The organism is Pseudobacteroides sp. (genome assembly GCF_036567765.1).
In the GTDB taxonomy this organism is placed as follows: Bacteria; Bacillota; Clostridia; order Acetivibrionales; family DSM-2933; genus Pseudobacteroides.
The window spans coordinates 1-9,268 of sequence record NZ_DATCTU010000131.1 but is presented as its reverse complement, the minus strand read 5'-3'; the positions used below and the strand labels follow the sequence as shown (position 1 = coordinate 9,268).

Sequence of the window (9,268 nt, the reverse complement as noted above, 5' to 3'; positions counted from 1 at the left end):
CAGCTATCCAATCTTGCACATCTTTCACCTCTTTTATCCCTCCACATGTATTGATCATATGGATAGGATACATTTGTATTCTCAAGGGGTCAATTTTACTTGTAAATCGGGGGTCAGTTTTAATTATAAATCAACAATTTTACTAAGTTGAATTAACCAATGTTATTAGTATAGCAATACACATTTGTGCCTAATAATTCGACTTTAAAGTTTGACCTGTCAATCTTGTCAGAATCAGCATCGAAATCGTAGGAGATATTGCCTTTTGCTACTGGCGGTGGTGGTGTTAGTGTCGGTCCGGCTGTAACTGTACAGTGGTAAGTACTGATTCTTCTATCTTATAATCCCTTATATAAAACTCAACCTTACTCACTTGCAAGCCATCAGGAATAGTTTTCACGCTTACAGTAAAATCACAACCGTAAGGTATTAGAGCATTACTGTTAGGTTCATCAAACCCAATGATTGGTGACAAAGTATGAGTTGGTGTTGGAGTAGCTATTGGTGTTGGGGTGACTGTTGGGGTTGTTGAAGATATTCGTGCTGATGTTGGGTATGCGGTAGCGGAAATTAGGATATTATTACTTAATACTCAGATTACCGGTTTCTTTGGCTTGAACCGGTGAATCCTGTGGATCTTTATCTTGCTCTTGTATTTCCTGGTTTTGCCCCGGTTTGACAACCTCAGGAGCTTTTTTTCCACCGGGCATGCTGCATGCCGTAAGTTGGATAATAAATAGAGAGAGCAGTAAAAACTTGCACTTTTTCATTGTTAGAGCCTCAAACTTTCTAATAATGTGGAACCACTCATCTTCTGCTGCCACGTATTAGCAAATTTATCTGCATCCATGGGTCTTGCAAAATAATATCCCTGCATTTCATCGCAGTGGTGCTGCAACAAAAGATTCCTTTCTACCTCTGTCTCAATTCCTTCTGCCACAACTTTCAGGTTCATTCCATGAGCCAGCTCAATAATTGCTTTTACAATTGATATGTTGTTTCGGTCGGTTCCGATGTTTTGGATAAAGGATCTGTCGATTTTTACTGCATTAACAGGGAAGTTTTTAAGCTGTCCCAGGGATGAATAACCAGTACCAAAGTCATCTATGGAAACTGTAACACCCATTGCTCTTAGGTCGTTCAGTACGTTGTTTACGTAGCCAGGGTCTTTAATCATAAATCCTTCAGTAATTTCAAGCTCCAGGTACTGTGGCTCAAGTCCTGTTTCCTTCAATATTGCCCTAATCTCATCTGTCAAGCGTTCGCTGTAAAATTGTCTTGCCGATAGGTTGACTGCAATTCGAACCTTTTGAAATCCTGCATCCTGCCATTTCTTATTTTGCAGGCATGCTTCCTTTAGCACCCATTGTCCAATAGGTATAATGAGGCCGGATTGTTCGGCAATAGGGATGAATTGTACAGGTGATATAAGGCCTTTTTCAGGATGATTCCATCTTATGAGTGCTTCTATTCCATGTATTTCAGATGTAACTCCGTCAACGATTGCCTGGTAGTGGAGATTGAGTTGGTTCAAATCCAAGGCCTTGTGCAGCTGATGCTCTATCCAAATCTGTTCAGATAATTTGCTTTGAAGTGACTCAGTATACAATACATATGTGTTGCGTCCTTCTTCCTTGGCGATATACATGGAGGCGTCTGCAAGCCTCATAAGAGTTTCCGGATTGTCCCCGTGCTGGGGATACAGTGCTATCCCGATACTTGATGTGATGTGGAGCTCATGTTGATCAATATAAATGGGCTGACGGATTAAACCTAAAATATGCCTGGCAATATGTTCTGCCAATTTCTGATCCATTCCATCTGCAATTGCAACAAATTCATCCCCGCTTATACGAAAGATATGAATACAATCCGATTTAATCGTTTTAAGTCGTGAAGCTATCGCTTGGAGTAATCGATCTCCTACAGCATGGCCAAGGGAGTCGTTTACTTGCTTAAAGCGATCAAGGTCAAAAAATAATAATGCTAGATTTTTGTCTGAAATATGGCTGGAGAACAATGTAGTAAGGGCATCCTGCATCGATAATCGATTTGGCAGGCCAGTTAGCGAGTCGTAGTATGCCATATGGTGAGTACGGTGAAACATGCCTTCCAGGTTATCTGTAACTGTTTTGAAATTATGTACTAGTGTGTCAATCTCAACGATACTGCTTTTATGCCATTCAATCCGATTTCCATCTGCAAGGCGAGTAGGAATTCCTGTCGTAGTTTCAGCCAGCTTTTCTAGAGGCTTAAAAAAGATACGATTAAACAGGGAGCTAAGAATAAACATAGCTGAGCAAAAAAACAGATATACCCAAAGCTGATAGACGTAGGAATCCATTAAACTAGACAGATATGGAGCAAAAGGTGTCATCATTATTGCTTTTAGCCGCAGAGGGGGGAGTTCTTTTTCTCTTATAATGTATGCATAACTCCACTTTTCAAGTTCACTGCTGAATTTCCTGTCTGGCACCCAATAGTTGATAGTACCAATTTCAGCAGCAACACTGCCGCCCATGTGCCATATAAAGGGATAGCCCCTCGGAGCGGTCGAATTGGATCCCATAACTTTATTATTGTGGTCGGTAACAACAATTTCGGTGCCTGTATCCGATGAGATGTTGTGCAGCTCCTGGTCCAAACGTGATACCTGCACCACACCTTGTTGTTTTAAGGCAAAGAGGTCATTTTCTGTTTGACTGCGAAGATAGCTTTCAATCATCTGTATTTGGGAGACAAAGGTACTGTCAACTGAACCCACAATACGTTTTGTGCTGTTGTAGCCAGCTACACCCACATATAAAAGATAAGGAATAGTAATGGCCGCAAGTGTTGTGTGTACCATGATGCGGTTGAAATGAAAGCCTTTTTGTAAGTTCCGCCCATAACCAATTCGTTTAAGTGGGATGTATGTAAATATAATATCAACTATAAGACTGCTGATCAAAGCAATTGTGATTTCTTTTTGAATATGAAAAACTCCGATTAGGCCTATACTGCCATTTGTTATTGTTGCTGAAAGAGCCATAAGCGGTCCGCCTGCCAATAACCAGAACATAAGTGTATGGGTAATAAGTCTGTCAGGCTTGGTTTTCATTCTCCAAGCTATGAAAGCTATTGCGACGATATGGATGACAGCTGATTGTAGATCTATTGCACCAAGAACAGCAGCAGCTCCGTAAGCAAAGAAGGAAGCTGAAACTGATCCTTTGAATCCATATAAGCATACTGTAAATAACAGCGTAAGAGAAGATAAGGACAAAACCATGCCGGGAAATAGAACAATGGGTTGTAGTTGAAAAATCAAGGATAGTGCTGCAAGAGCCAAAAAAATTAACGCATTTGTTTGAAACCTGAAAACAGTGGCTTTAATAGGCATAATGCAATACTACCTCCAATAGCTTAGGCATACTATGAGAACAGTTTATAAGCATATAGTTATAGTGGTTCTACAAAATGCGACAAAAATCCTTCTTTTTCTAGCTTCCTTTTTGGTCTTATGTTAAGTTCTATTTATGCACAAAACTCTGTTCTTCTTAATCTAACTTTTGATTTGTATAGATTAAAACAGATAATGTGGTTTAAAATGTTTCTGTATATCTTTTAAAATTATCAAGAATAGCCTGCCAGCCGGATCTTTGAATTTCAATAGGGTTGGTTTCCTCGGCTTCAAAGGTCTCAACCACTTTAACACCTCCATTTACATCAGTAAAGTCAATTACTACTTTTCTGCCATCCACAATTGTATAAACAATCTTCTTGCCAGAAACTACTTCATCATAAACACCGCAAAAGTCAAAGCTATAGCTTCCATCCCGTGCGGCCATTTTATAATTGAATTTTCCGCCTACCCTTAGGTCATTTTCTGCCGATGGCGTATACCAATCTTCGGAAGCATTGTTCCATGCCATAATATGCTGTGGCAATGTCCATGATTCCCATACTTTTTCTATAGGCCTGTTGACGATTGTTTCTATCGTTATTCTACTATTTCCCATAGCTTTTCCCTCCTATCCATTTCCTAAACGTGCCTTCTCCAGTGCCTCCAAATCAAATTTTTTCATTTTTAGGAAAGCTTCAGTGATTCTCTGGATTTCATCTTTTGAGCCGCTATATAGCATTTGATCCATGTTTTCGGGAACAATCTGCCATGAGACTCCGAATTTGTCCTTAATCCATCCGCATTGCTCTGCTTCAGGCACTGCAGAAAGCTTGTCCCAGAAGTAATCAATTTCTGTTTGATCTTTACAGTTTATTATGAATGAAAATGCTTCATTAAAATTGAATTCCGCGTCAAAAGCATTGTCCATTGCTGAGAAATCGCAGCCGTCAAGTTTAAAGGAAGCATAATTAACCTTTGCATTTGATGCCGCTGCTTCCCCTGGCCCGTATTTGCTGATAATTCCTAATTCTGAAGATTCAAAGATTTCCGTATAATATTTCACAGCCTCCTCGGCCTTTCCGCAAGCATCATTTGAGAAAAGCAAGTTTGGAGTAATCTTTTGAGCAGCTTGTCCATTATCTACAAGCATCAACTGCCAGGATAAGCCATATCGATCTTGAATCCATCCATACTTCTTGCTGAATGAGTATTCATCAAGAGGCATTAATTCAGTTCCGCCTTCTGATAAAGTTTTCCATTTAGCATCTACTTCTTCTGAAGAGTAGCAGGCTACCATCAATGAAATTGACGGGTTAAATTTAAAATAGGGGCCTGCACTTATTGCAGAAAACTGTTGTCCAGCCAATTCAAAATTTAACATTTCGCAATCTCCTGAAGGAGTATTTTCAATAACTGTGGTGTTTAACAGTTTTGATTGGTCAAATAGGCTAATATAAAATAAAGCTGCCTCTTTTGCTTCCTTGTCATACCATAAATGAGGAACAATCTTTTGCATAATAACCTCCTATTAAATCATAAATCATTTTTGTTCTATAATGTCATTATACCAATTCCCATAACGGTTTAAACACAAATTAAATTTTGGCAAAATAATGTATTAACAACTTTCTATAGTCTTTTATTACTCAAGTAAGATAGTCTTTGTATTTCTCAATCCCTTCCTGCTAAATATAGCTCTGGCGGGCTACATAACATATAAAAAAGTCCCTCCTCTATAAATGCCAGAGGAAGGACTTTTACCCTTAGTGTGTTTAGTTCTGATATAAATAACCTAAGATATAGACTAGCGGAGAATTCCAGTAAATGCAAATTTCATTCGTAGCATAACTTCCGTCTATGTCAGCATAACACTTAGCCGGTGGAGTTTTTTCATCTACCATTTTTGCAACCGGGTCACCATTTACATCCATGATATATCCGTTTGGTCCTCCGACCAGCATGCCAGGTACAGCTTGGCTCTTGATGACAGATTGGCGGTGATGAGGATGTTTGGCAGCTTTTTCTCCAAAACTGGTTACATAGCTGATGTCCATTGCATTACGTCCTAACAGGTAATGGATTTGATCTAAAACAGCAGCATTGTAATCAGAGCTTGGTTCCTGCTTGTCTGTTAGCCTGTCTGCAATTATGAGGATCATTGCACGGTCACACAAGTCCTTATTGCTTCCCCAAACATAATCATCCAACGCTACCTTGTATCCGTCTTTCCTCCAGGTTTCTAAAATGCTGGCTGCATTCTTTATAAAGTTATCTTTGATTTTCGTATAAAGTTCATTGTTTTTTGAGATTTTCACTTGAGATATGAGGGAAAGTACTGGTAACAGTCCTTTCCCTCATATCGGATGAAGCCTACGGAGTCTCTAAAAAGCCTTCTTTGGAGAAAAGTATTTTTTCTTATCTTTTTTTGTCAAAGTCCCATTGACATAGGCATGATAGAGCGGTAGCATTTGCCCCGGCTTATGCAGAGGCATTTTCCTCCGTAGGCTTGTGAGTAGTATTTGGGAGGTGTATTTTTTATGGTAGCTTTATCATCTGTCAGGAGTCATTGGCTGGATGATTCGCCTGCTATTGTGGTTTCAGCTGAGTGGCTTGCCACTTATGGTTTTGAGGTTGGGTCCAGGGTTGTTATTGATGTGTCACAGGGTATTATTACTATTCGACCTGTAGATTGTGAGGATGATACATGAGGGATTTTGAGAGATTTTTAAATAGGGCTGCCGGACATTATGGCAGCTCTACTTATCAGTTCAGGTTCTTTTTCTACATACTATATATTTTCAAGAAGCCTTGATATAGCTGTATTTGCAGTTTTCGGCTTTAGTGCAAAGGCTTGTATTTTTTACAGGCTTTTTCAGTAAAACCGGAAGGGGGGTATATATGAGGGTCTTGATAGCTGGAAGCCGTTTTTATACCGATTACCAGAAGATTTTAGCCGTTGTCAAAAGCATTGATATTGATTTGGTTATTGCCGGAGGATGCCGTGGGGCTGATACGCTGGCTGTTCGTGTTGCTCGTCAGTGCGGCGTCAAATATATTGAGTATCTGGCAGACTGGAAGAGGTTTGGTAAAAGTGCCGGGCCTATCAGAAATGCCCAAATGATTAAGATGGAAAAGCCTGATTTGGTACTTATTTTCCATGATGACTTAGCAAGGAGCAAAGGCAGTCGTGACATGCTTTCCAGAGTTTTGAGTGCTAATATTCCTTATAGGATTTTTACTTAAATTGACTTTATACCATGAATAGGCTGTTGATATTTGTGCGGGTTTCCAGCTTGCCGGATTCTAACGCTTTGCAGAGAATGCCTTTATTCTTGGTTTTGAAGTTTTTCTAAAGGCTGTATTTTTCGATACGGCTTTTATAAAAGTTTTAAAACCTTTGCTTAGAAGTTGATGCGGGATTTTTTAATAAGGTACAAGATCCTGAAACTCTTTTTGGAATACGCTGTAGTATTTGATTTCAGTCATTTCCAAGGCCCTCCGGAGGTAGAATGCATTCTGCAAGCCTCTGGATATCAGTTTTCAGATACACTTCATAGTCAAAAAATGGTGGTCAATTTTTAAAATATTAAGTATTTCATTTTTCCATTCTGAATCTGACTTATTTAAACCAGATAAAAGCTTTAAATTTTCGTTTCCGCTCATATGAGTATATACTGGTGGCTCATCAAAAACTATAGCTAATTTTTCTCTAATATAAGATACATCTTTTTTTTCAAAGCTAACATTCCGGATGTTGCTCCTAATAATCCTGAAGCTATTCTAATCCAAGTTGTCTTGCCAGCACCATTTTGTCCAGCTAAGAATGTGATTTTTGATGCTTCAGCCTTGAAAGATATATTATCTGGCTTAAGGTTTTTGACTTTAACATTATTAATTATTACTATTTTCTCAGGTGTTTCATCTTTGCTAGTTATTTCAATCTCTCCAGGATAGTACCTTTGTAACTCTAATGAATATGCCAAAATAATCTCCGCCTTTATATTGTTTGCTGACAGTTTAGATCATTTTGTTGCTTTCATCAATGGCAAATACCCACAATTGCGGATGAACCCGGATGCGTCCGAAATATGCAAATATGGCTGCCTGATCTATGTGAATAATTCTTGGATGAATTATGAATTTATACAACGACTTTTATGATGTTATAATATCATAATATCAACAGGCTGAGGTATCCCAGCCTCAGATTAATGACATGCCCCTGAGTTTCCAACTTGGGGGTTTTGCTTTTGTTATTACTAGGTTACTAGGGTTACTTTTATTCTTATTGATAGAGTTGATTTATTCGGCACTGGGTAGCCCTCGCCAAAAAGGCATAGAGAAAGACGGTCATCATATTAAGTAGACAACCGTCCTTTACAAAACATTATTTGATTATAATTCTTACTGTTGGAGTCCAATTCCCTTCCTGCTCATATAATTCCACCATTTTTTCACTAAATTCATTTGTAGAAACCTTAATAGTCTCAAATTCATCCCCATCTTCTATATTTACATCCAAAATAATCTGGTTAACTATATTATTCATTGTAAGTTCCTTTAAAAAGTTTTGTACTCTTGACATTCTTCTTAATAAAGGTTCTGCTGAATCTACCCTTATATCAGAAACCTGAATTTCAATACCATCTCCTGCGAATAAGCATTCAGCATTAACATCCATAGGGTCATCAGTTAATTCAAAAGGTAGTTTGTTATGCAAATCACCATACCTTTGTAAATGTTTCTGAGCAACATTACCTCCAACCTTAATTCCTATTTTGTTTTTCGTTGCACATTCAATCATAATAAACGACAACTCTACTTGCTTATTTATTTGTACCTGCGTATCAGGTAATTCTAAAACCCCAAAAACTTTTATACTCACTTCCATCATCCTCCATTATTTAATCGGGACAGTTTTCTCACCAATTCGTTGACCTTTGTCATTATACTCATAAATATGCTTATGGTTTTGTAACTCTGTTTTTGTTGCTTTATCAAAGTGTGTATGGTCATAATCTTCCCTTGTTGAAATATTACCATTTTTATCATAAGTTGTTCGAGATACAATTTTATTGGGGTCTTCATTATGTACCTTCTCATATACTGAGTTGGCGTCTCCTTTTTTCGGTGCTTGACCTTTTCCTTGTACTACCTTAGGAGCATTATCCCCCCCCCTCATTGCCACTACCATTACCGGTTGTTGCCAAGTGTATCAAAGCTTGGATGTTCACAGCAGCGTTAAATGCAGAACTTAGAGTAAGTCCTCCGCAATAAATCAGAGTACCAGATAACACCAAGGCCCCTGCACCTCCAGTGCCTCCAATTCCTGCCGCACTTCCGAAAGTGCCTGCTCCTCCAGCAACTCCCGTTATAGTATTACCAATAATTTTTCCAACTAAATATACAATCTTATTATTACTATCATAATAAACATATATCTTTTCGGATTCTCCAAACGTAATACTTTCCATAACACCGGCAGATATTCCATGTGCTAAATCAGAAACACTCAAAGCAAATGCTTTTATACCGTTACCTAAATCTTTCAATTCACCTCCGGCTCTTATTGGAGTTGATTTTGGTGGTGCCGGTGCAGGCTCTACTTTAGCTGGTGTCGGTATCACTGTTTGATTTGTCCCATTACCATTTGTTCCTATGCTATTCGACGGATTGGTTACCACTGGCTTCTGCTCTACCGGCTTTTGTTCTATTGGTTTTTGTTCAGGCGGTTTGACAACGTGTTGATTTATAATTAAAACTGACCCCCGATTTACAAGTAAAATTGACCCCTTGAGAATACAAATGTATCCTATCCATATGATCAATACATGTGGAGGGATAAAAGAGGTGAAAGATGTGCAAGATTGGATAGCTGTAAAA

General features: G+C 38.6%; 12 protein-coding genes. 3 read left to right on the top strand and 9 right to left on the bottom strand.

The window, feature by feature from the left end:
• Positions 1-581 precede the first annotated feature (581 nt).
• The 5 genes from VIO64_RS22600 to VIO64_RS22580 form a co-directional block, all read right to left on the bottom strand.
• The gene (locus VIO64_RS22600; RefSeq protein WP_331922013.1) at positions 582-770 is read right to left on the bottom strand and encodes a hypothetical protein; all 189 of its coding nucleotides are present in this window, start codon (positions 768-770) and stop codon (positions 582-584) included.
• A 2-nt stretch (positions 771-772) separates the two neighbouring features.
• Positions 773-3,382, bottom strand: coding sequence for a putative bifunctional diguanylate cyclase/phosphodiesterase (locus VIO64_RS22595; protein ID WP_331922012.1), 2,610 nt, complete (start codon positions 3,380-3,382; stop codon positions 773-775).
• A gap of 202 nt (positions 3,383-3,584) precedes the next feature.
• Complete coding sequence (locus VIO64_RS22590; protein WP_331922011.1) at positions 3,585-4,001, bottom strand: SRPBCC family protein; 417 nt, start codon at positions 3,999-4,001, stop codon at positions 3,585-3,587.
• 12 nt (positions 4,002-4,013) lie between these two features.
• Complete coding sequence (locus VIO64_RS22585) at positions 4,014-4,901, bottom strand: VOC family protein (protein WP_331922010.1); 888 nt, start codon at positions 4,899-4,901, stop codon at positions 4,014-4,016.
• A 256-nt stretch (positions 4,902-5,157) separates the two neighbouring features.
• Entirely contained in the window at positions 5,158-5,700 is a 543-nt protein-coding gene (locus VIO64_RS22580) for a glycoside hydrolase family 9 protein (protein WP_331922009.1), read from the bottom strand.
• 222 nt (positions 5,701-5,922) lie between these two features.
• On the opposite strand from VIO64_RS22580, the gene VIO64_RS22575 reads away from it, so the two are divergent.
• From VIO64_RS22575 to VIO64_RS22565, 3 genes are read left to right on the top strand one after another with little or no spacing between them, the layout of a single operon-like run.
• The gene (locus VIO64_RS22575) at positions 5,923-6,093 is read left to right on the top strand and encodes a SymE family type I addiction module toxin (protein ID WP_331922008.1); all 171 of its coding nucleotides are present in this window, start codon (positions 5,923-5,925) and stop codon (positions 6,091-6,093) included.
• Between the two features lie 39 nt (positions 6,094-6,132).
• Positions 6,133-6,264, top strand: coding sequence for a hypothetical protein (locus tag VIO64_RS22570; protein WP_331922007.1), 132 nt, complete (start codon positions 6,133-6,135; stop codon positions 6,262-6,264).
• Positions 6,265-6,283: 19 nt separating this feature from the next.
• A complete protein-coding gene (locus VIO64_RS22565) occupies positions 6,284-6,628 on the top strand; it encodes a DUF2493 domain-containing protein (RefSeq protein ID WP_331922006.1) in 345 nt (114 codons plus the stop codon).
• 455 nt (positions 6,629-7,083) lie between these two features.
• On the opposite strand, the gene VIO64_RS22560 is transcribed toward VIO64_RS22565, so the two are convergent.
• The 4 genes from VIO64_RS22560 to VIO64_RS22545 form a co-directional block, all read right to left on the bottom strand.
• Positions 7,084-7,368, bottom strand: a complete 285-nt coding sequence (locus VIO64_RS22560; RefSeq protein ID WP_331922005.1) for an ATP-binding cassette domain-containing protein — start codon at positions 7,366-7,368, stop codon at positions 7,084-7,086.
• A gap of 404 nt (positions 7,369-7,772) precedes the next feature.
• Positions 7,773-8,270, bottom strand: coding sequence for a hypothetical protein (locus VIO64_RS22555; protein ID WP_331922004.1), 498 nt, complete (start codon positions 8,268-8,270; stop codon positions 7,773-7,775).
• A 15-nt stretch (positions 8,271-8,285) separates the two neighbouring features.
• Positions 8,286-8,573 (bottom strand): hypothetical protein, encoded by a 288-nt coding sequence (locus tag VIO64_RS22550; protein WP_331922003.1) that lies wholly within the window; start codon positions 8,571-8,573, stop codon positions 8,286-8,288.
• A partial coding sequence (locus VIO64_RS22545) for a hypothetical protein (RefSeq protein WP_331922002.1) occupies positions 8,551-9,268 on the bottom strand: 718 nt, incomplete at its 5' end. The genes VIO64_RS22550 and VIO64_RS22545, both read right to left, overlap by 23 nt.